This window comes from Parafrankia discariae, from assembly GCF_000373365.1.
Classification (GTDB): Bacteria; Actinomycetota; Actinomycetes; order Frankiales; family Frankiaceae; genus Parafrankia; species Parafrankia discariae.
The window spans coordinates 80,322-101,060 of sequence record NZ_KB891230.1 but is presented as its reverse complement, the minus strand read 5'-3'; the positions used below and the strand labels follow the sequence as shown (position 1 = coordinate 101,060).

Below are 20,739 nucleotides of genomic sequence, written 5' to 3'. Positions count from 1 at the left end.
CTCATGATGCCGTCTTTACGGCACCGTCTCGCGGGACGCGGGATCAGAACCGCACCCGCGACCGCGACGGTGACTGCGACTGCATCAGACCGGCGGCGGCCCGCACCGGGTGCGAGGCGGCCATCCGTGCGTTCGGGTCGTAGCTGGCGGTGAGTGTGGCGAGACGGGTGAGCGCGGCCATGTCGTACTTGAGCGCGACGATCGCCGGGTCCGTGGTCGTGCCGAAGTTCGGCCCCGAGATACCACCGGACCACGGCCGCAGCGCCTCCAGCACCGCGGCGGCGTGCCCGGCGGTGGCCTCGACGATCGGCGGGGCGGCGATGCCGATGGTCAGCAGGGAGTAGGTCGCCTCCCGGTGGCAGACGGCGCTCGACTCGCGCGGCTCGCGGGCCAGCGCGCCACCGAGCAGCCGCAGTTCGACGATCACCTGCGGGCAGTCGGCGGCGGGCCCGGTCAGGGCGAGCAGGGCGCGTACCGCGCTGTCCGGCAGCTCCCGCAGCAGCAGCGACCGCTCGTGGACGGGCATCGGGTCGACCGGGTCGGCGTGGATCATCCCGAGCGCGGTGAACGGCAGGACACCGAGCCCGCCGAAGATCGCCGGCGCGAGGCCGCGGATCGGGTCGATCACCCGCTCGCCGTCGGCCGGGTCGCCGACCCAGGCGAAGCGGACCGCGACGGTGCATCGGTCCGCCAGCGGCGGGGGCACCGCCGGCATCGCCGGCAGCCGCAGGATCGCGATGGACGTCGACGCCTGCTCCGGCAGCGTCGCCGACCACGTCTTCCACGCCGACAGGACCCGGTCGGCGTCCGCGCCGTCGAAGTAGAGGCAGCCGCCGTAGACGTGGTCGAGGTCCAGCAGCTCGAACTCGACGGCGGTGACCACGCCGAGCGCGCCCTTGCCGCCGCGCAGCGCCCAGAACAGCCCCGCGTTCTCGGTGGCGGTGGCCCGGCGCAGCTCGCCGTCGCCGGTGACGACGTCGAAGGCGGTGACGAGATCGCTGCCGTAGCCGTAGGTCCGCGAGACCGGCGACAGGCCGCCGCCGGTCAGGTAGCCGACGACGCCCACGTGCGGCGCGGAGCCGGCGAGCGCGCCGAGGCCGTGCTCGGCGGCGGCGTCGAGCACCCGCTGCCAGCGCACCCCGGCGCCGACGCGGGCCCGGCGGGCGGCCGGGTCGATGGTGACCTCGTCGAGGCGACCGGTGTGGACGAGCAGGCTCGGCCGGGTGTGGGCGAGGGCGCCGTGGCCGGTGGCCTGCACGGTGACGTCCAGGTCGTGGGTGTCGGCGAAGCGCACGGCGGTGACGACGTCGGCCGCGTCGGCGACCGCGACGACGGCCACCGGGGTGACGGCGACGGCGACGTTCCACGGGGTGGCGGCCGCGGCGTAGGCGGCGGTTCCGGGCAGCAGCACCTCGCCGCTGATCTTGCCGGCCAGGTCGGCCAGCGGCAGCCGCAGGGCCGCGGCGTCGGGCGTGGTCGCGGCGTCAGGAGTGGCCGCGGAGTCAGGAGTGGTCGGGGCGTCGAGCGTGGCCGGGGCATCGGGCGTGAAGGACATGACGGCTCCGTCTGGTCGAGCGGTGTCGAACGGGACGGGATGAGCGTGCGATCCGCCACTTGGACCTCACTTGTGGTTCCCTGCCACCCGCTTGCGCCCCGCCTCCTTCCCGCTTGGCCCCGATCCCCGGGCCTACGATGGGCCGGTGAGCCCGACCGCCGCGCGAGATGTCGTCGTCGACCGTGCCGCCCTGCTGGACTTCGTCCGTCCCCGTCACCACGGCATCCTCATGACCACCCGCCGGGGCGGCCGACCGCAGGCGTCGCCGGTGACCATGGGCGTGTCCGGCTCCGGGGACATCGTGGTCGCCACCTACCCGGAGCGGGCCAAGACCCGCAACGCCCGCCGCGACCAGCGGGCCTCCGTGCTCGTGCTGTCCGACGAGTTCAACGGGGAGTGGGCGCAGGTGGACGGCACGATCACGGTTGTCGACCAGCCGGCGGCCGTCGAGGAACTCGTCGACTACTACCGCTGCATCAGCGGCGAGCATCCCGACTGGGACGAGTACCGCCAGGCGATGGTCCGCCAGGGCAAGGTGCTGCTGCGGCTGCGCGTCGACGGCTGGAGCCCGATCAGCCGCGGCGGTTTCCCGGCCCACCTGCTCTAGGGCGCCGACCAGTCGAGCCCCGCGAGCCCTTCGGGTACCTCTGGTTCCTGTGATCCGTCGAATGGTCCGTCGGGCCCGAGCGGAACCCGACCACGACCGCGCGTCCCGGCGATTCCCGCCGCTGGGACTTCTCGCCCGGCCCCGCTGGCCGCGCGCTCTTGGAACGCTCCGGCCCGGTCCCCGGCCGACCACGGCCCGTGCCACCGGCGCGTCGTCGTTCCCGGCTGCCCACGGGCGGTCACGTTCCGGCTGCCCGCTGAGATGCCGATCGTCTTCGGGTCGCCATCCAGGCAATATTGACGTCGATATCAATAAGTGGTAATTTCCCCTCAGGTCAGTGATGACGTAAGGGGGTAGTCGCGCGTCCCGGCCCCATGCCGTGTCGGGGTAGTCGCGCGGCTGTCTCGTGGCATTCGGCTGGAGTGGTTCGGCCAGCCAGTACGGAGGAATACGTGCCCGCGACCAAAGTCGACTTTCCCGTCTTCGACGCCGACAACCACATGTACGAGACACCCGACGCGTTCACGAAGTTCCTCCCCGAGGAATACGCCGGCCTGATCAAGTATGTGCAGGTCAACGGGCGTGACAAGATCGCGGTCAGGGGTGTGATCTCCGAGTACATCCCGAACCCGACGTTCAGCGTCGTCGCGCGGCCGGGTGCCTGGGAGGACTACTTCAAGAACGGCAACCCGGACGGGAAGTCGACCCGGGAGCTGATGGGCAAGCCGATCCGCTCCCCGGAGGCGTTCTTCGCCCCGGAGCCCCGCCTCGCCCTCATGAACGAGCTGAACATCGACCGCGCGCTCATGTGGCCGACGCTGGCCAGCCTGCTCGAGGACCGGCTCCGCATGGACCCGAAGGCCACGCACATCGTCGTCCACGCGCTGAACCAGTGGATGCACGAGCACTGGAGCTTCAACTACGAGGACCGCATCTTCGCCACGCCGGTGATCACGCTGCCGATCGTGAGCGAGGCCATCAAGGAACTCGAGTGGGTTCTCGAGCGCGGCGCGAAGATCATCCTCATCCGGCCGGCGCCCGTGCCCGGCTACGAGGGCTTCCGGTCGTTCGCGCTGCCCGAGTTCGACCCGTTCTGGCAGAAGGTCGTCGAGGCGGACGTCACCGTCGGCCTGCACTCCTCCGACGACGGCCTGACCCGCTACTACAACATGTGGGAGGGCCGGCAGGACGGTGAGCACCTGCCGTTCGCCTCGCCGTCGGCGTTCCTCGACATCATGCACCTGCAGGGCCGTGGCATCTTCGACACCGTCGCCTCGCTGATCGGGCACGGGCTGCTCACGCGGTTCCCGAGCCTGCGGATCCTGCCCGTCGAGAACGGCTCCGGGTGGGTGCGCCCCTTCGTCGAGGCCATCGGCACCTCGTACGCGCACAGCCCGAAGCTGTACGACGAGGACCCGCTGAAGGTGCTCAAGCGCAACGTCTGGATCCACCCGTTCCACGAGGAGAGCCCGCGCGGCCTCATCGATCTGCTGGGCGTCGACCGGGTCGTGTTCGGCTCCGACTACCCGCACGCCGAGGGGATGTCCGACCCGGTGTCCTACGTGCACGAGCTCGAGGGCCTGCCCAAGGAGGACATCGCCCGCGTGATGGGCGGCAACCTCGCCGAGGCGCTGAAGCTGCCCCTCACGGTCTGAGTTCGTCCGCCTTTCGCGGGACGCGGATCGCGCCCCGAAAAACCGGCCTGGCCGGCACCGCACGGACCATTCCGCGGTGCCGGCCAGGCCGTTTTCGCCAAGCGGGCGGTGAGCGTCGACCGGGCCGGCGGCGGGCGGCTCACTCTCGGCGGCGCGGCGACGGGATGCTGCCCGAGCTGCCTGAGCAGGCCGAGCTGCCCGTCGGCTGGTCTAGGCCGCGGATCGGGGGCCGTCTGTCGTCCAGCCCAGGCGGTTTAGCACCGTCTGGGCGGTGGCCGTGACCGGCGGCTGGACGGTGAACTCGCCGTAGAGCGCGACGAATCTCGGCCAGTAGAAGTCGATCACCTGTTTCCCCCGCTCGAACGGGTGGACGTACATCCACCTCAGCTCCCACACCCCGTCCATGAGCTTGAAGGCCACGGCGCCGGCGGCCACGAAGCTGACCGCGTTCACCCGGGGGGCGGAGAGCAGCCACACCCGCTGTTCCCCGAAGTTCAACGCCCGGGCGAGCGGAAAATCGTAACCGCATTCCCGCTTGGCCGCGTTGCCGAACATCTCAGCGGCCTGCCGAAGGTCGAGCGGTGAATCCCGTGAAACCTCGATACAGTCCGGACCTTCACTCGCACGACGCTGGTAGGGAAGGATCGGCATGTCGATCCGGTAGCGGGGTGAAAGCCGTTCCTCCTCGCTGCGCCATGTTTCTTGGTCAACCGGCGTGAGGTCGGTCATCGGTCCCCTTAACTGCGTGGCTCGGTCGTTCGCCGCTGAATCGGATCCGGGTGGATGACGTCCGTGGGGTCGTTCCGGGTGGTGCCCGGGGCGGCGAACGACGTCGGTCACCCGACGGGGATGCCACCAAGCCTGACCGGCCCGCCCGCTCCACGAAAGATGCTGGATGGCCCCAGAACCCCCGGGTGGCACCTCCGTGCGGGCCTCGCCCGTCCACAGCCCGGTCGATCGCCACCCGGTCGTCCACAGCCCGGGGCCGTGCCGTCCTCGGGCGGCCTGATCCGAGGACACTGGGCGCATGTTGCCCGACCTCGCGGTCGCCGGGGCGGATCTGCCCGTTCGCGCCGCCCTGCCAGCGCTCGCCGCCGCGCTGACCAGCGGCGGCGAGCGTGAACCGGGCGGCGGCGGTGGGGCCGCGGTGCTGGTGGCCCCGCCTGGCACCGGCAAGACGACGCTCGTCCCGCTCGCCCTCGCCGACCGTGTCCCCGGCCGGGTACTGGTCGTCGAGCCGCGGCGGATCGCCGTGCGCGCCGCGGCACGCCGGATGGCCACCCTCGCCGCCGGTGCCGGTGGCGGTGGCACGGTGGGTGGCGCGGTCGGCTACACGATCCGCGGCGAGCGCCGGGTGGGGCCGTCCACCAGGGTCGAGGTGGTCACGACGGGAGTCCTCGTCCGGCGCCTGCAACGCGACCCGGAGCTGCCCGGCACCGACGCGGTGATCCTCGACGAGTGCCACGAGCGCCACCTCGACGCCGACCTGGCGCTCGCCTTCCTGCTCGACGTCCGGGCGGCGCTGCGCCCCGACCTGCTCCTGCTCGCCGCCTCCGCGACAGCCGACACCCGGCGGCTGGCCGAGATGCTCGGCGCGCCCGGCCGGCCGGCGCCGGTCGTCGGGACGGACGCCGCGATGTTCGACGTCGAGGTGGTCTGGGCGCCCCCGCCCGGGGTGATCACCCCGGCGCGCGGCCTGCGAGTCGACCCGAAGCTGCTCGACCACGTCGCGGCGACCGTCGGGCGCGCGCTGCGGGAGACGTCCGGGGACGTCCTCGTCTTCCTGCCCGGGGCCGGTGAGATCACCGCGATCGTCGGCCGGCTCGCCGGGCACCGGGATTCGGTCGACGTGCTCACCCTGCACGGCCGGCAGACCGGCGGGGCGCAGGACGCGGTGCTGCGGCCCGGCCCGCGCCGTCGGGTCGTCCTGGCGACCGCGGTCGCGGAGAGCAGCCTCACCGTGCCCGGCGTGCGGGTCGTCGTCGACGCCGGCCTGGCCCGCTCCCCGCGGATGGACCACGCCCGTGGGCTGGGCTCACTGGTCACGGTGCGGGTCTCGAAATCCTCCGCCGGGCAGCGCGCGGGCCGGGCCGGCCGGGAGGCGGTGGGCCGGGTGTACCGCTGCTGGTCCGCCGCCGAGCACGACCGGCTGCCCGCCCAGCCGGAACCGGAGATCGCCGTCGCCGACCTGACCGGCTTCGCGCTGGAGCTGGCGGTCTGGGGCAATCCCGGCGGAGCCGGCCTGCCACTGCCCAGCGAGCCTCCCGCTGGCGCGATGGAGGCGGCCGGGGCCTCGCTGCGGGCCCTCGGCGCCGTCGACGAGACCGGCCGGGTCACCCCACGGGGGCGTTCGATCGCCCAGGTCGGGGCGCATCCGCGGCTCGCGCGGGCACTGCTGGACGGCACCCGGGCCGTCGGCGCCCGCCGGGCGGCGGAGGTCGTGGCGATGCTCTCCGCGGACGGCCCGGTGGGCGGCCCCTCCGACGACCTCGTCGCCGCGTGGCGCCGGCTGCGCGACGGCGTCGACCGGGCCGCGTCCGCCCGCTGGCGGGAGGAGTCCCGCCGGCTGCGCTCGGCCGTGGACGCCGCCCCCGCCGGGCCTGCCGGGCCTGCCGCCCCCGCCGGGGCCGCCGGACCGCCCGCGGCGGGGGGGACGGATGGGATGACCGACGATCTCGCGGCGGGGCTGGTGGTCGGTCTCGCCTTCCCCGAGCGGCTCGCGCGGGCCCGCGACCCGGGTGGGGCGAGCTACCTGATGGCCGGCGGGACAGGCGCCGAGCTCGCCGCCGGCTCGGCGCTGACCGGGGCGCGCTGGCTCGCCGTCGCGGTCGCCGACCGCGGGCCCGGCCGGACGTCCGCCCGCGTGCGCCTGGCCGTCACCCTGGACGCGGCCACCGCGCGGGAGGCGGGCGCGGCGCTGCTGCGCACCGAGGACGAGGTCGCCTGGTCCGGCGGCGACATCGTCGCCCGCGGGCTGGAGCGCCTCGGCGCGATCACCCTGACCGAGCGCCCGGTGACCAGGCCCGACCCGTCCCGGCTGCGGGCCGCCGTGCTCGACGGGCTGCGCGACGCCGGGCTCCCCGTGCTGCGCTGGAACGCCGACGCGCTCGCCCTGCGGGACCGGCTCGCGTTCTGCCACCGGGTGCTCGGCGCCCCCTGGCCCGACGTCACCGACACCGCCCTGCTGGCCCGCGCCCCCGACTGGCTCGGCCCGGACCTCGACGGTGTGCGGCGCCGCGCCGACCTCGAGCGGATCGACGCCGGCCATGNGCTGCGCCGCCTGCTGCCCTGGCCGCAGGCCGCCCGACTGGACGAACTGGCACCCGAACGGGTGGCGGTGCCGAGCGGCTCCCGAGTGCGCCTCGACTACAGCGGCACCAGCGGCGCGGTCGGCCCCGTGCTGGCCGTGAGGATCGCCGAGGTGTTCGGCTGGGAACGGCTGCCGGTCATCGCCGACGGCCGCGCCGCGCCGGTGCTGCACCTGCTGTCACCGGCGGGGCGCCCGGTGGCGGTGACCAGCGACCTCGCGTCGTTCTGGCGGACGGGCTACCCGCGGGTCCGCTCGGAGCTGCGCGGCCGTTACCCCCGCCACCCCTGGCCGGACGACCCGACCACCGCCCCGCCGACCCGCCGCGTGGCGCCCCGCGACCAGAGTCAGCGCAGGTAGGGCACCGGTCAGAGCTTGCGGACGCGGGTCACGCGGTAGCTGTAGCCGTCCTGTTCGCCCTGTTCGTAGTCGAACTCGACGCGGTCGCCGGCCTCCAGCGCGCGGTATCCGTCCATCTCGATCGAGCTGAAGTGAACCCAAGCGTCGAGACCCGGTGGCAGGTCGGGGGAGGAGACCACTCCCCAGCCCTGTTCGGCGTCGAAGAACTTCACGGTTCCGGTGGCCATTGCGGAAGGATGACCTGATCCGTCCCGCGTGGCGATCGAGTTTCGGGGGGCCGGTCGTTGCGGCGTGCCGCCGCTCCCGTCCGGGGTACCGGATGTGACCTGACCGGTCGGGGGCCACAGGTCCGCGCAGCCGGACTCGCCCGGCAGCAGCGGGCGGAAACCGACGTTCCAATGCCTGCCGTTGGACGTCCACCGCGTGTTGGTCACCGCCGTACGCGCCGCCGCCAGCAGTTTCGTCGCGTCGTCGCCGCTGGCCGTCACGCAGCTCAGATCGACGCCTCCGCCGACCGGCTCGCCCGGCAGCGCCGGTCCGGGCCAGGCACGCTCCACCTCCGCCGGACCGCCGCCGCACGGGCCGTCCACAACGACGCCGTCGGTCGGAGCGATGCGAGCGGTGCCGTCGGCGGGGGCGATGCTGTCGGCAGGGGCGGGACAGTCGCCGGCCCAGGGAGCGACGATCGCGGCCACCGCGGCCGGGGTGTACGGCTCAGCCCCGCTGACCGCACCCGAGCCCAGCGCGGCGGGCAGGTCGGTGAGCGCGGTGAACAACTCCTGGGCGGCCCGCCGCGCGGACTGCTGCCGCGCTGTCAGCCCGTGGCCGTCCGCCTCGAAAAGCGCTTCCACCTGCATCGTCTCGACGCCGTCCGCGGTTCGGACGGTGAATCGGGTCGAGGGGACGTCCGCGACCGGTGGCTGGCCGAAGTCCGGTTCGGCGCCGACGCCGGCCGCGACCGCGCGGTCGACGAGCTCGCGTACGTCGGCGGCCGAGATCCGCCGCAGCTGCAGGTTGGGCAGCGCCGGCCCGGGATAGATCGCCGCTTGCGGGCCCTCGCCCAGCACCCGGCCGTCGGGGTAGACGGCCACCGTCGGCAGCCGGGTGGCCAGCATCTTCGGTGTCACGAAGCCACCGACCAGGTCCACCCGCAGAGCGGCGGTGTCAGCGCTGTCACCCACGGGGCCGCCGCCGACGATGCTGTCCCGCGCGTCGGTGGCAGCTCCGGCGCAGGCCGCGGCCGTGAGAACCAGGGGTACGACGGCGGCCACCAGGCGGGCGCCGCGGAGCATCATCATCGCCATGGCCCTTGGACGCAGCGGGCCCCGGTCCGGTTCCCCTCAGGAAGGGATGAACCCGCAGTCCGCTGTCATGCCTTCCTGATGGCCTTCAGTGCGTACAGCAGCGGCACACGTGGATCCGTCTCCGGCAGCCGCCACCAGCCGTCCTCCCCGCGGACCATACGTTTCCACCGTGGCCACGGCAGCGCGTCGGTCTCCCTCAGCCCGGTCACGGTCAGGTCCACCCCGACCAGCGCGTCGATCACCTCGCCGAGACCGTGCGTCCATTCATAGGCGACCGTCGCGCTCCCCAGCGCGGGGCCGTCGGTGTACGTGTAGGTCGCGTCGCGCTCGATCGGGCCCCGACCCGCCAGGTAGTCATGGCGCAGCAGCAGTTCCTCGCCGACGCCCGGCGGGGGCTTGGGACCCAGCGCATTGAACAGCGGATGAAACTCCACCAGATACAGCCGGCCACCGGGACGCAGCAGACACGCGACCTCGGCGGCCCACCGGGGCAGATTGGGTAGATAACACAGCGCACCCTTGCCGGTGTAGACGACATCGAAACAACCTTGGCCCAGCACGCCCGCGTCGTATACGTCAGACCGCACGTACCGTAGGTCGGCGCCGGCCCGCGACGCGATCTCCCGCGCCCGTGCGACGGATTCTCCGGAAAAATCCAGTCCCACCGCGCGGGCGCCTCGGCGTGCGAACGCAATGGTTTCCGTGCCGAGATGACACTGCAGATGGACGACATCCCGGCCCGCCAGGTCGCCGAGGTCCTCCCATTCGAACGGCGCAAACCAGTCGAATGGTTTCCTGCTGCCGTCGAGGCCGTAGAACGCGCTCGCCACGTGCACCGGGGTGCGGGCGTCCCAGTTCGCCTCGTTCGCCCGCATCATCCGCCGGACCTCGGCATCGAACTCCTGCGCCATGAGCCACAGAATAGGCGAGGCGCGCTCCGCGGTCTGTCGAGCGCGGAACGAGTCTCAGTGGCCTTGGCGGGCCAGCCACGCCAGGGTGTCGTTGGTGAGTTGGCGCCGACCACGGTCGAACGGGGCGGTGTGGGATATCGGGAGATCCCTGGCCTCGAGGGCGTGGTCACCGACGCCGGACTGACATGCTGGAGGCCCCTGTCTGTCAGCATGATGTGAGACGGTGACAGCAGACATCGAGAATTCTCTCGTTGCGGCCAGCCGTCTGGGACACTGCTGAGGTGAGTACCGGCTCGGCGCCGCCACCCCTGAATATTCGATGCCTCACCGAGACGCCGAAGGACTACGGCGACTACGGAAAATTACTTTCTCCGCATCCCGTCGACGGCGAGATTGCCGCGTTGCTGCGTGAGGTTGAGGCGTTTGATCGGTTCCCCGAGCTGATTGGTGCCCTGACGCCGCGGGTGGGCTGGGAGGCGCTGTGGGTCTTCGCGCGGCGCGCGGCCACGTTCGCGGTCCGGCGGCTTGACCCGGAGCTGCTCCGTGCCGGCCTGGTAGCGATCGGCGTGGCCAGCCGCAACAGCCTCGACTACCGGGACGAGCCGGTAGCGCTGGCGATGTTGTGGAACAGCGCTGGACTTCTCGGCCTGGACGCGGAGGAGGAGGTCCGCGCGGCCGCGGCCAAGCTCCCGCTCTTCGTCGGCACGGCGAGGCACGCTCCGCCGTCGGAAGCCGAGGCAGACCGGCTGACGTGCTGGCTCGAACGGTCGCCACGCAATCAGTCGTTGGCCGTGATGGGGCTGCGTGAAGGAAAAGCCAAAAATGGCTTTCGCTATGTTCGGCATCTTTGACCGCGGCGCTCCGCCGACGACCGGCAGCTCGAGCTGCGCAAGCTGCCGTCGGTCCGGACTCATCGGCCGATGTCATGGTCGCCGGCTTCGACCAGTCCACTTTCGTACGCGAAGACCACAACCTGGGTACGGTCGCGCAATCCGAGCTTGGTGAGGATGCTCGACACGTGCGACTTGACGGTCGCGGGTCCGATGAAGAGTTCCTGGGCGATCTCCGAGTTGCTGGACCCCCGGGCGACGGCGACCACCACATCACGCTCCCGGTCGGTGAGGCGCTCCACGCGGCGGGAGGGGGCGGAGCCGACAGCCCGGCGCTCGGTGAACCGCCCGATGAGACGCCGGGTGATCGACGGTGCCAGCAGCGCGCCGCCGTCTGCCACCGTGCGGACGGCGCCGGCGAGCTGGTCGGCGGGGATGTCCTTGAGCACGAAGGCGCTGGCGCCGGCGCGTAGTGCCTGGTAGACGTACTCGTCCGGATCGAACGTGGTCAGGATGAGCACCCGCACGTCCCAGTCGGCCTCGGCGAGGATTCTCGAGGTCGCTTCGAGTCCGTCCATCGCCGGCATCCGGATGTCCATGAGGATCACATCAGGACGATGCTGTCGCGCCGCCTCGATCGCCTCGAGCCCGGTCCCGGCCTCGGCCACGACCTCGATGTCGCCGTGTACCCGCAGGACCATGGCCAGGCCTCCGCGGACCAGCGCCTGGTCGTCGACGATGAGGACGCGGATGCTCATGCGGGACTCCCTCCGATCGGCAGGCGGGCGACCACCCGGAACCCGCCGCCCGCGCACGGTCCCGCGTCGAGGCTCCCGCCCAGCAGCAGCGCTCGCTCCCGCATGCCGATGATGCCGTGGCCGCCCGGGCCCTCGCGGACGGCACCCGGCTCGAGCACGGCGGCGCCGCGCCCGTCGTCACGGACCTCGATGACGAGGCCGTTCTGTTCGGTGCCCAGGCTGACCGTGGCGGGTGCGCCGGGACCGGCGTGCTTGAGCACGTTGGTGAGCGCCTCCTGGATGATGCGGTAGGCGAACAGGTCCAGGCGGGCCGGAAGCCCGGCCGGCAGTCCGTCCGTGGTCAGTGTGACGTCCGCGCCCGCCCGGCGGATCTGCTCGATGAGCCGGGGCAGCTCCGCGAGGCTGGGCTGGGGCCCGAGGTCGTCAAGGCTGCTCTCCGGCCGCAGCACACCGAGCAGATGGCGCAGCTCGTCAAGCGCCTGACGCCCCGCCTCCTCCACCGCTTCCATCGCCCGCAGGGCGGCCGGCAGGTCCTCGGCCGCGACGGCCCTGGCCCCGCTGGCCTGCACCGTCATGAGGCTCACCCGGTGGGCGACGACGTCGTGCAGCTCCCGCGCGATACGGGTCCGCTCGTCGGTGACGATCCGGCGGGTCTCGGCGGCCTGTTCCCGCCGGAACTGGGCGGCGCGCTCCTGACGGAGCTGGAGACGGCGTCCGACATACCAGGCCCCGAACATCACGAGGCTGCCGAAGACAGGCACCTGCCACCAGGGGCCCGGATCGTCGAGACCGTCGACGCTGGCCAGTGTGGTGGCCACGGCGGCTCCCGCGGGCCCCCGCCAGTCCACAGCGGCGTAGCGGCCCGCCGCGTACAGGCTGATGATCGTCGGCCAGCCGAGGTGGGTGGTGCCGCTGCCGAGCAGCACGGCCCAGTCGGTCAGCGCCACACCCAGCACGAGCAGGGGCGCTCGTCGGCGCCAGTACAGCGCTGGGTTGACCACGGCGCAGACCACGAGGACGAGGATCGGGACGTCCTCGATCGGACGAAACAACAGCGTGTCGCCGGGGCCGTCCACCACGAACACCGTCATGACGAAGGACGCGAGGGCGAGGACGGAGTCCGCGGCACGCGGCCAGCGGGCGAAAGGACCTCGAAACCGCCCCGGAGCGTTTTCTGGCGGCGTCCGGAAGGGCGACGCCGTGCGGTTCGTCACCACTTCTCAGCGCGGTTCACGGCGGCCGGCCGCGGTTTCGTCAATGGGCACCGCCTCACGGTAGGCGAGGCCGGAAGAGTAGTCGCCAGCCTCCAGGCGTAATGCGGCCTCCCCCGTGAGGCGGAGAGGAACCCCGAATCCGCGCCGTGCGACCCGCCTTCCGGCGGGGCACCGAACCCCTCCGTGGGCGGGCGACGACCCGGGACACCGACAAGCACAGTGGAGCGGCGCAGGAACGGAACGCGACGCCGCTCTCAGGAGAACCAGCCATGAAACAGTTCACCCGCCGCGTCGGGGACGCGGCCGCGCGCAGGCCAAAGCTCACGATCGCCGTCTGGGGGGTCGTCGCCGCTCTTCTGTTGGCTCTGGCCGGTACGGTCGGCGGCCCTTTCGCCGACGACCTCGTCGCTCCGGGAAGCCAGAGCGAGAACGCGATGGAGCTGCTCGAGGAACGTTTTCCCGAGGCGGCCGGCGGCAGCGCCCTGGCGGTGTTCGCCGTGGCGGAAGGACAGCGACTCGAGCGTCACCGCGACGCCGTCTCCGCGGCGGTCGCCCGCATCGAGGGCGTGGAGCACGTCGCCACCGTGACCGATCCGTTCACCGCCGGCACCGTGTCGCCCGGGGGACGCATCGGCTTCGCCGAGATCACCTTCGACGTGCCGGCGACGGAGGTCGGCCCGGAAGCCCTCGCCGCGATCACCGACCAGCTGCGGCCGGCGCGGGACGCCGGTCTCGTGGCGGAGCTCGGCGGCGACGCCGCGTTCATCAACGCCGAGGCGGCGACTTCGGGCACGGAAATGGTGGGCCTGCTGGCGGCGCTGGTCGTGCTGGTCGTCGCGTTCGGCACGATCGTGGCCGCACTCGTCCCGATCGTGCTCGCCCTGGTGACCGTCGCCGCCGGGGTGGGTGGCGTCGTGCTGCTGGCCAACGCCATGGACGTGTCCTCGGCGGCTCCCACGATCGGGGCGATGATCGGTCTGGGTGTGGGCATCGACTACGCCATGTTCGTCGTGGCCCGCTACCGCGAGAACCGCGCGGTCGGCCAGGACGATCCCACCGCGCTCTCGAACGCGATGGGATCGTCGGGCACCGCGGTCCTGCTCGCCGGGGGCACCGTCGTCGTCGCGATGCTCGCCCTCGTGCTGACCGGCCTGGGCTTCCTGGCCTCGATCGGTCTCAGTACGTCCCTGGTAGTGCTGTTCGCCGTGGCGAGCGCCCTGACACTTCTGCCGGCGCTGCTCACGCTGCTCGGCGGCCGCATCGACGCGGGGCGGGTCCTGGGGCGCAGGCGCGCCGCCCGGCCTCCCCGGGACACGGCCTGGTGGCGCCTCGCCCACCGCGTCTCCGGCCGGCCGTGGCCGTACCTGCTCGTCGCCGCGGCGGTGCTGCTCGTGCTGGCCGCGCCGGCGCTGTGGATGCGCACGGGCTTCCCGGACGCCGGCGACGACTCGACCAGCACCACGCACCGCCGTGCCTACGACCTGCTGGCGGAGGGCTTCGGCCCCGGGGTGAACGCTCCCCTGCTGCTCGTCGCCGACCTGCGCCGGCCGGGCGCGGACCTCGACACCGTCCGCGCGCTGGCCGGGCGCGTCGCCGCGGACACCGGCATCGCCACGGTCGGCGACCCACAGATATCCCCCGCGGGGGACACAGCCGTACTGCACGCGCTTCCCACCACGGCCCCCGCGGACACCGCGACGTCGGAGACCCTCGCGCGCATCCGTGACCTCGTCCCCGGCAACGTCGCGGTGTCGGGGACGACCGCGCTGACCGACGATCTCACCAGACAGCTCAGCGACACCCTGCCGATCTTCATCGCCGCCATCCTGGCCGCGTCGTTCCTGCTGCTGATGGTGGTGTTCCGGTCCGTCGTGCTGCCGTTGAAGGCCGCCCTGCTGAACCTGTTGTCGATTGGCGGCGCGTACGGCGTCGTCGTCGCCGTGTTCCAGTGGGGGTGGCTCGGGAGCCTGTTCCGTCTGGACGGGACCTACCTGATCGCGTCGCCGCTGCCGACGATCTTCTTCGCGGTCCTCTTCGGCCTGTCCATCGACTACGAGGTGTTCCTGCTCTCACGGATCCGTGAGGAGTACGACGCCACCGGGGACAACGCCGAATCGGTGGCCCGCGGCATGGCGGGAACGGGTCGCGTGATCACTTCCGCGGCGCTGATCATGACGGTGGTGTTCCTCAGCTTCGTCGCCAACCCCTCTCCGCTGGTCAGGATGATGGGTCTCGGGCTGGCGGCGGCGATTGTGCTCGACGCGACGATCGTCCGCATGGTGCTGGTTCCCGCCACGATGGCGCTGCTGGGCCGGGCGAACTGGTGGCTACCCCGCTGGCTTGACCGCCGGCTGCCCCGGCTGGGCTCAGGCGGTGCCGGCCTCCCACGGCAGTGCGAGCAGCCCGTGCTCGCCGTGCCTGTCGACCTGGCGAAGTGCGACTGACCACGGCATCGAGCCCGGACAGAGTCCGCTGAGCCAGCTCCACCCGTGGGGCGAGGCCGGTCAGGACTCCGACAGCGACCATGATTGTTGTCCGGCGAGTGGCGCTTGGCCGCGGACACAGTCGTCAGCCGGCCACCGTCGCCGGTCAATGAAAGGGATATCCGCAGGGCGACTCCTGGGCGTGCCGCTGGCAAGCAAGCCGCGGGAGGATCTGCCGTATGATATCAGACAGGCAGCTTTTTCTGGATGTCGCGGCCTCGGCTGCCGTGCTGCTGCGCGATCCGGCGGTCGCCGCGTCGTGGGAGACCGACAGCGCGTTGACCGAACTCCGCGTCGGCGTGCTGGCCGCGCACGCGGTGCACCGGCACGGGCCCACGGCCGTCCTGCGCGCGTTCAGCCGGGCCGAGCGCGCCCCCGCCACGATCACGGCGATCTGAGGCNGGACCGGTGGCCCGAGCGAATATCGTCATGCGCCATGCGGAACTCGTTCTGTTCGTCCTGCGGCACGAGGTATCAGCCCGACGCGGCGTGGCCGCGGGTGTGCGCCGGCTGCGGCGAGACGACGTGGCTCAATCCGCTTCCGGTGGCGGTGGCGTTGCTGCCTGTCGTGGAACCTGACGGCGGACGCGGTCTGGTGGTGGTGCGCCGTGACATCGACCCGGGCCGTGGCGAGCTGGGGCTGCCCGGCGGTTTCATGGAGCTCGACGAGGCCTGGCGCGACGCTGTCGTGCGGGAGCTGCGCGAGGAGACGGGAATCGTCGAGCAGGCGGCGGACGTCCACCTGTTCGACGTGCACAGCGGGAACGAGGGCCGGTTCCTGCTGGTGTTCGGCCTGCTGCCGCAACGACGCCGGGCCGAGCTGCCACCGGTGATCGCGACGGACGAGACGACCGAGTGGCTGGTCGTCACCGAGCCTCGGCAGCTTGTGTTCCCGACCCACACCGACGCGATGGCTTCCTACTTCGCCCGGATCCAGGGGCAGGTACCGGCCACCGCCTCCTGAAGCTCGTTCAGGGCCGTCCTGGCGGGGTCCCGGGCCAGGGATCATTCTGGGACGAGCTGTGCGGCCGGGGGTGTGGTGCTGGCGGTCAGTGTCCGGGCGGTGCGGGCGACACGCCGGCTGATGCGCCAGCCCTCCGTGGTTCGGATGAAGATGTCCTCGTAGCTACCGATCACATCGACCCAGTTCGCCGGATCGTCGGGAGTTACCAGGAGGACGCCGTGGACGTAGGACCGGACGGTCGCCCGGTCCCCGTCGATCCTGATGGCGATGTTCGATATGCGGTGGAACGTCGGGCCCATGTTCTCGTGGGTTCGCGCCATGACCTCGGTGAGCGCGTCGGCGCCGGTGAACTGTCCGAAGGAGCCGTAGTCGGCCTGGACGTCGGGCGTCCAGCAGGTTCGTAACAGTTCCCAGTCTCGTTGGTCGATTCCCGTGGCGTAGCGGATGACCACGTCGCTGATCTGCGCGTGGTCTTCCTGGAAGTTGGACACGGCTACCTTCCTGTCTTTCCCGGAGCGGCAGGCTGTCCCCGGCCGGCGGTGCCGTGGTTGGTCTGCGTCTGGGTGTACGGGCTGGCCTGGTCGGCGGCGTGGCCGGTTCGGGGCTGCAGCAATCTGATGATCATTTCGACGGTGCGTTCCACGGGACGGCTCCGTGCCGTGGCCGCGGACAGGAGGGTACGGGCCAGGATGGCGCCGAGCAGCATGTCGAAGACGTCGTCGGGATCGACGTCCGGGTCGATGCTGCCGGGCGGTGCGGCGCGGAGGATGTCCTGGAACTGTGGCCGCGCGGAGACCCGTAGGTAGAGATCCGGCGGGCGAGGCCGGCTGGACGCCTGGTGGTGGGCGAGGAGACCGGCCGCGGCCGCGCGGGACGCGGGGGCGCTGAAAGCTGCCAGGTAGGCGCGGACGAACCGGCGGATGTCTCGACGGAGGTCTCCGGTCGGCTGCACGCTCGGCGGGCTGAGCCCGGGGAAGGTCGCTTCTTCGATCAGCTCGATCCGTGACCCCCAGCGACGGTAGATGGCCGAGGCGTGCACGCCGGAGTGTGCCGCGACGGCCTGGATCGTGGTCGCGTCGAAGCCGCGTTCCACGAGGAGCTCGCGGGTCGCCGCCAGCGCGCGCTCGTCGATGCTCGCGTCACGTGGGCGTCCTGGGCGGCGAGCAGGCTCTGCCATGCCCGCGATCGTATGGTCCCGGCGCTACAGCCGGCACCGCTCCCGCGACTTCCAGGACATGATCTCCCGGAAAATTTCAGGACGATGTCTTCTATAACTGGCTGGATGTCACTACAGTCCCGTGACGGGATCGTGTCCTGGTCGCTGACGAGGGAGAGCCGATGAGAGCAGCCGTACTGCGAGAGGGAGCCGTCGAGGCCCGGGTCATCGACGACCCGGTTCCGGGTCCGGGCCAGTTGCTGGCGCGGTCGCTCGCGTGCGGCATCTGCGCGTCCGACATCCACTTCATGGATCACCTGGAAGCGGGCGTCGACGACGACAGCGGGATGTCGACCTACGACCGCGATGTCGACATCGTCATGGGCCACGAGTACTGCGCGGAGGTCGTCGACTACGGCCCCGGAACCGAGCGGCGGATCCCCGTCGGCGCCCGGGTGAGCTCGCTGCCGGTGCTGTCCACGCCCACCGGGCGGAAGATCATCGGCCAGAATCCGGAGTCACCCGGCGGGTTCGGCGAGTATCTCCTGCTCGACGAGGCCATGACCCGGGTCGCGGTCTCCGAGCTGCCGAACGAGATCGTCTGCATCGCCGACGCGGTCTCGGTCGGCCTGTCGGCCGCGTCCCGAGCGCAGGTGACGACGAAGGAGGTGCCGCTGGTCATCGGCTGCGGGGCGATCGCCCTGTCCGTGATCGCGCAGCTGAAGCGGCTGGGGGTCGGGCCGATCCTGGCGGTGGACTTCGTCGCCTCGCGTCGCGAGATCGCGCTGGCCATGGGAGCGGACGTGGTCATCGACCCCGCCGAGGTGTCCCCGTACCAGGCCTGGCGTGACGTGGCCTACGGGACGCCCGAGGCGATGCGGGAACTGATGGCGGTCGCCGGCCTGCCGGGATGCGTCGTGTTCGAGTGCGTCGGCATTCCCGGCGTTCTGGATTCGATCATCAAGGGCTGTGAGCGCAACACCCGGATCTTCTCGGTGGGAGGGCCGCCGGAAGGCGATCACCTGCACACCCTCACCGCCAAGCGGAAAGGCATCAACATCCAGTTCGGGGGCGGCCCGTCGATGCAGCACTGGGACGAGGCATTCGCGGCGGTCGGCTCGGGCGACCTCGACGTCACACCGATGCTCGGCCGGACCGTCGGGCTCGACGACGTCGCCGAGGCGCTCAACGCCTCCCGCGACGCCAACGGACCCGTCCGCATCGTCGTCGTCCCCTGAACCAGAGCCGTGCGCTGAGCCGCCCCCGCTCGGCCGGCACCCGCGTCCGGCGTCCGACGTCCGACGTCCGACGTCCGACGCACGCAGATAGCGCACCCCTTCGGAAGGGCTGTCATGGATGAGTGAGATTGAGGAGCTGCGCGCCGCTGTCGAGATGCTGGCGGCGAGGGTCCGGCTGCTGGAGGACCAGGTCGAGATCATGCAGCTCGTCGCCCAGTACGGGCCCGCCGTCGACAGCGGGTCGGCGACCGCCACGGCGGAGCTGTGGACCGAAGAAGGCACCTTCGACGCCGTTCCCCACCTGCGGATGCGCGGCCGGGACGCCATTGTCGACATGGTCAACGGCGGCCACCAGCGCCTGATCCAGGGCGGCTGCGGTCACGTCCTGACCGTCCCGCACATCGTGATCGACGGGGACCAGGCGACCGGCCGCAGCTACGCGCTCAACATCCGCTGGGATGCCGACGCCGACCGGTTCTGGGTCGCCCGCGTCTCCGCGAACACCTGGCGCTGGACGCGCACACCGCATGGCTGGCGTATCAGTGAGCGGGTCAATGCCAACCTCGACGGCACCCCCGAACACCGCGCCATGCTTGCCCCACGCCCGCCTGCCGGCGGCGACTGACCCGCCCTCGGTGACCGGCCTGTCGGCGGCGACCCGCCGGCCGAGCGCCAGTACGCACGCCGTCTGGAGGATCAATGAAGATCGGATTTGTCGGGCCGGGCCGGATGGGCCGGCCGATAATCGACAGGCTGACAGCCGCCGGCCACGACGTCACGGTGCTGGTGCGCCGCCCGGAGGCCAGGCCAGCGGCCGAGGCCGACGGGCTGCGCTGGGCGGCGACCGTGGCGGAGACCGTCCATGACGCGGATGCGGTGTTCATCGTCGTGCTCCGGGACGACCAGGTCAGGCAGGTGTGCCTCGGCCCCGACGGGGCCATCGCCGCCATGAGGCCGGGAGCGACGCTCGTCCAGCACACAACCTCGGACCCCGCGACCGCGCACCTGCTCGCCGACCAGGGAGCGGACCGGGGAATACGAGTCCTTGACGCCGCGCTCTCGGGCGGCCCGCACGACGTCGCCGCCGGCCGCCTCACCCTGTGGGTGGGCGGCGACGAGGCACTGCTGGACGAGCTGCGACCGGTCCTCGGGGCGTACGCGTCGCCGATCATGTTCGTGGGGGAGCTGGGCAACGGTCAGCGGGTCAAGCTCGTCAACAACGCGCTGTTCGTCGCGCAGGTCGGCCTCGCGGTCGATGCGGTGCGCCTGGCGGCTTCGCTGGGCATCGAGGAGAAGGCGATCCTGGCGGCCGTCCAGCACGGCAGCGGCGCCAGCCGCGCCCTCACGATCGTCGCCAGCGGCGGGTCGGTCGATGCGGTCCCCGGGCGCATCGGGGACCTCATGCTCAAGGACGTCACCGTGGTCCGCGAGGTCGCACGCAGCACAGGCGCGGACCTCGGGGTCATCGGGACAGTACTGGCCTCCGACGCCGTCGAGACGAAGGTGCTCCGCCAGACCGGTGCACCGGCCCGGACACCATGACCACCAGTACGCCGAGAGCTACCACGACGAGGACACCGTGAAGACTGGATTCATCGGGCTCGGCAGCATGGGGCTGCCGATGGCGCAACGGCTTCAGGCGCGAGGTCACGACCTCACCCTCTACGCCCGGCGGCCGGAGTCGCTGGAACCGTTCGCCGGCACCAGCGCCGCCATCGCGGCCACCCCGGCGGAGATGGGCGCGTTGGTCGACGCAGTCGGCATCTGTGTCTTTGACGCGGCAGGTGTGGAAGAGGTCATGTTCGGACCGGACGGCTTGGCCGGCACCCTCAATCCCGGCGCGGTCGTGCTCGTCCACAGCACGGTGGCACCCGCACAGATCCGTAAGATCGCCGGGCGGGCGGCGACGCACGGCCTACGTGTCCTGGACGCGCCGGTGAGTGGCGGGCAACCACGGGCCCTCACCGGCGAACTGACGATCATGATCGGCGGGGATGCCGACACGCTCGCCGATGTCACCGAGCTGCTCTCGGCGCTGTCCAACCATGTCGTACACCTCGGCGCCGTCGGGGCGGGGTCGTACGCGAAGCTCATCAACAACACGATGTTCTCCGCGCAGATCGCGCTCGCGGACGACGCGATGAAAGCCGGGGAATCGCTCGGCGTCGACCCCGCGGGCCTCGCCGCGGTCCTAACGACCAGCAGCTCGGCCTGCGTAGCCTCCGGAGTGCGGTTGCGTGCCCATTCCCTCGCCGGTCTCGCGGACTCGCCCGCGAATCTGACGCTCACCAAAGACGTCACGCTGATGGCCGAGATTCTCGGTGACGCCCCCGGCAGCGGGCTGGTCGAGGTCGCACAGCGTTTCGTCGCCGCCATGCGGTCCAGTTGAATCCGGAC

Annotated in this window: 18 protein-coding genes and 1 pseudogene; 11 read left to right on the top strand and 8 right to left on the bottom strand. The window is 71.8% G+C overall.

The features are described 5' to 3' along the window. Window positions 1-43: 43 nt before the first annotated feature. A complete protein-coding gene (locus tag B056_RS0121610) occupies window positions 44-1,555 on the bottom strand; it encodes an FAD-binding oxidoreductase (protein WP_018503949.1) in 1,512 nt (503 codons plus the stop codon). A 145-nt stretch (window positions 1,556-1,700) separates the two neighbouring features. On the opposite strand from B056_RS0121610, the gene B056_RS0121605 reads away from it, so the two are divergent. Together B056_RS0121605 and B056_RS0121600 are read left to right on the top strand one after the other, a co-directional pair. After that, a complete protein-coding gene (locus B056_RS0121605; protein WP_018503948.1) occupies window positions 1,701-2,162 on the top strand; it encodes a PPOX class F420-dependent oxidoreductase in 462 nt (153 codons plus the stop codon). Window positions 2,163-2,614: 452 nt separating this feature from the next. Then, a complete protein-coding gene (locus tag B056_RS0121600) occupies window positions 2,615-3,817 on the top strand; it encodes an amidohydrolase family protein (protein ID WP_018503947.1) in 1,203 nt (400 codons plus the stop codon). A 210-nt stretch (window positions 3,818-4,027) separates the two neighbouring features. Here B056_RS0121600 and B056_RS0121595 read toward each other — a convergent pair whose 3' ends face one another. Further along, window positions 4,028-4,372: a hypothetical protein gene (locus B056_RS0121595; RefSeq protein WP_020572627.1), complete on the bottom strand. Its 345-nt coding sequence runs from the start codon at window positions 4,370-4,372 to the stop codon at window positions 4,028-4,030. 472 nt (window positions 4,373-4,844) lie between these two features. Between B056_RS0121595 and hrpB the strand changes: the two genes are divergently transcribed. Next, window positions 4,845-7,484, top strand: coding sequence for an ATP-dependent helicase HrpB (gene hrpB / locus B056_RS0121590; RefSeq protein ID WP_018503945.1), 2,640 nt, complete (start codon window positions 4,845-4,847; stop codon window positions 7,482-7,484). Window positions 7,485-7,492: 8 nt separating this feature from the next. Here the strand turns inward: hrpB and B056_RS46120 are convergent, their stop codons facing one another. Next, window positions 7,493-8,782: a cold-shock protein gene (locus B056_RS46120; RefSeq protein WP_407672403.1), complete on the bottom strand. Its 1,290-nt coding sequence runs from the start codon at window positions 8,780-8,782 to the stop codon at window positions 7,493-7,495. 71 nt (window positions 8,783-8,853) lie between these two features. Beyond that, a complete protein-coding gene (locus B056_RS0121580; protein WP_018503943.1) occupies window positions 8,854-9,699 on the bottom strand; it encodes a class I SAM-dependent methyltransferase in 846 nt (281 codons plus the stop codon). A 281-nt stretch (window positions 9,700-9,980) separates the two neighbouring features. On the opposite strand from B056_RS0121580, the gene B056_RS37495 reads away from it, so the two are divergent. Beyond that, on the top strand, window positions 9,981-10,550 hold the full coding sequence (locus tag B056_RS37495; protein ID WP_026239970.1) for a hypothetical protein: 570 nt from the start codon (window positions 9,981-9,983) through the stop codon (window positions 10,548-10,550). Window positions 10,551-10,609: 59 nt separating this feature from the next. On the opposite strand, the gene B056_RS0121570 is transcribed toward B056_RS37495, so the two are convergent. Together B056_RS0121570 and B056_RS0121565 are read right to left on the bottom strand one after the other, a co-directional pair. After that, entirely contained in the window at window positions 10,610-11,287 is a 678-nt protein-coding gene (locus B056_RS0121570) for a response regulator (RefSeq protein ID WP_018503940.1), read from the bottom strand. Continuing rightward, entirely contained in the window at window positions 11,284-12,378 is a 1,095-nt protein-coding gene (locus B056_RS0121565) for a sensor histidine kinase (RefSeq protein WP_018503939.1), read from the bottom strand. The genes B056_RS0121570 and B056_RS0121565 overlap by 4 nt, the downstream gene beginning before the upstream one ends. A gap of 392 nt (window positions 12,379-12,770) precedes the next feature. Here B056_RS0121565 and B056_RS0121560 point away from each other — a divergent pair, with 392 nt between their 5' ends. The 3 genes and pseudogenes from B056_RS0121560 to B056_RS0121550 all read left to right on the top strand — a co-directional run bounded on the left by B056_RS0121560 (window position 12,771) and on the right by B056_RS0121550 (window position 15,948). Continuing rightward, window positions 12,771-14,945, top strand: coding sequence for an MMPL family transporter (locus B056_RS0121560; protein ID WP_018503938.1), 2,175 nt, complete (start codon window positions 12,771-12,773; stop codon window positions 14,943-14,945). 347 nt (window positions 14,946-15,292) lie between these two features. Continuing rightward, window positions 15,293-15,382, top strand: a pseudogene (locus B056_RS46380) (maleylpyruvate isomerase N-terminal domain-containing protein); the annotation flags it as partial. A gap of 38 nt (window positions 15,383-15,420) precedes the next feature. After that, window positions 15,421-15,948, top strand: a complete 528-nt coding sequence (locus B056_RS0121550; RefSeq protein ID WP_018503936.1) for an NUDIX domain-containing protein — start codon at window positions 15,421-15,423, stop codon at window positions 15,946-15,948. Window positions 15,949-15,989: 41 nt separating this feature from the next. Here B056_RS0121550 and B056_RS0121545 read toward each other — a convergent pair whose 3' ends face one another. Together B056_RS0121545 and B056_RS37490 are read right to left on the bottom strand one after the other, a co-directional pair. Next, window positions 15,990-16,439 carry a nuclear transport factor 2 family protein gene (locus B056_RS0121545; RefSeq protein ID WP_018503935.1) on the bottom strand — a complete coding sequence of 150 codons (450 nt, stop codon included), beginning with the start codon at window positions 16,437-16,439 and terminating at the stop codon, window positions 15,990-15,992. A gap of 2 nt (window positions 16,440-16,441) precedes the next feature. Next, window positions 16,442-17,125 (bottom strand): helix-turn-helix domain-containing protein, encoded by a 684-nt coding sequence (locus B056_RS37490; protein ID WP_084647220.1) that lies wholly within the window; start codon window positions 17,123-17,125, stop codon window positions 16,442-16,444. Between the two features lie 161 nt (window positions 17,126-17,286). Here B056_RS37490 and B056_RS0121535 point away from each other — a divergent pair, with 161 nt between their 5' ends. The 4 genes from B056_RS0121535 (at window position 17,287) to B056_RS0121520 (ending at window position 20,731) form a co-directional block, all read left to right on the top strand. After that, on the top strand, window positions 17,287-18,342 hold the full coding sequence (locus B056_RS0121535; RefSeq protein ID WP_018503933.1) for a zinc-binding dehydrogenase: 1,056 nt from the start codon (window positions 17,287-17,289) through the stop codon (window positions 18,340-18,342). A 118-nt stretch (window positions 18,343-18,460) separates the two neighbouring features. Beyond that, the gene (locus B056_RS0121530) at window positions 18,461-18,967 is read left to right on the top strand and encodes a nuclear transport factor 2 family protein (protein WP_018503932.1); all 507 of its coding nucleotides are present in this window, start codon (window positions 18,461-18,463) and stop codon (window positions 18,965-18,967) included. Between the two features lie 74 nt (window positions 18,968-19,041). Beyond that, window positions 19,042-19,884, top strand: coding sequence for an NAD(P)-dependent oxidoreductase (locus B056_RS0121525; protein ID WP_026239968.1), 843 nt, complete (start codon window positions 19,042-19,044; stop codon window positions 19,882-19,884). 37 nt (window positions 19,885-19,921) lie between these two features. Continuing rightward, the gene (locus B056_RS0121520) at window positions 19,922-20,731 is read left to right on the top strand and encodes an NAD(P)-dependent oxidoreductase (RefSeq protein ID WP_026239967.1); all 810 of its coding nucleotides are present in this window, start codon (window positions 19,922-19,924) and stop codon (window positions 20,729-20,731) included. The last annotated feature ends 8 nt before the right edge of the window (window positions 20,732-20,739 follow it).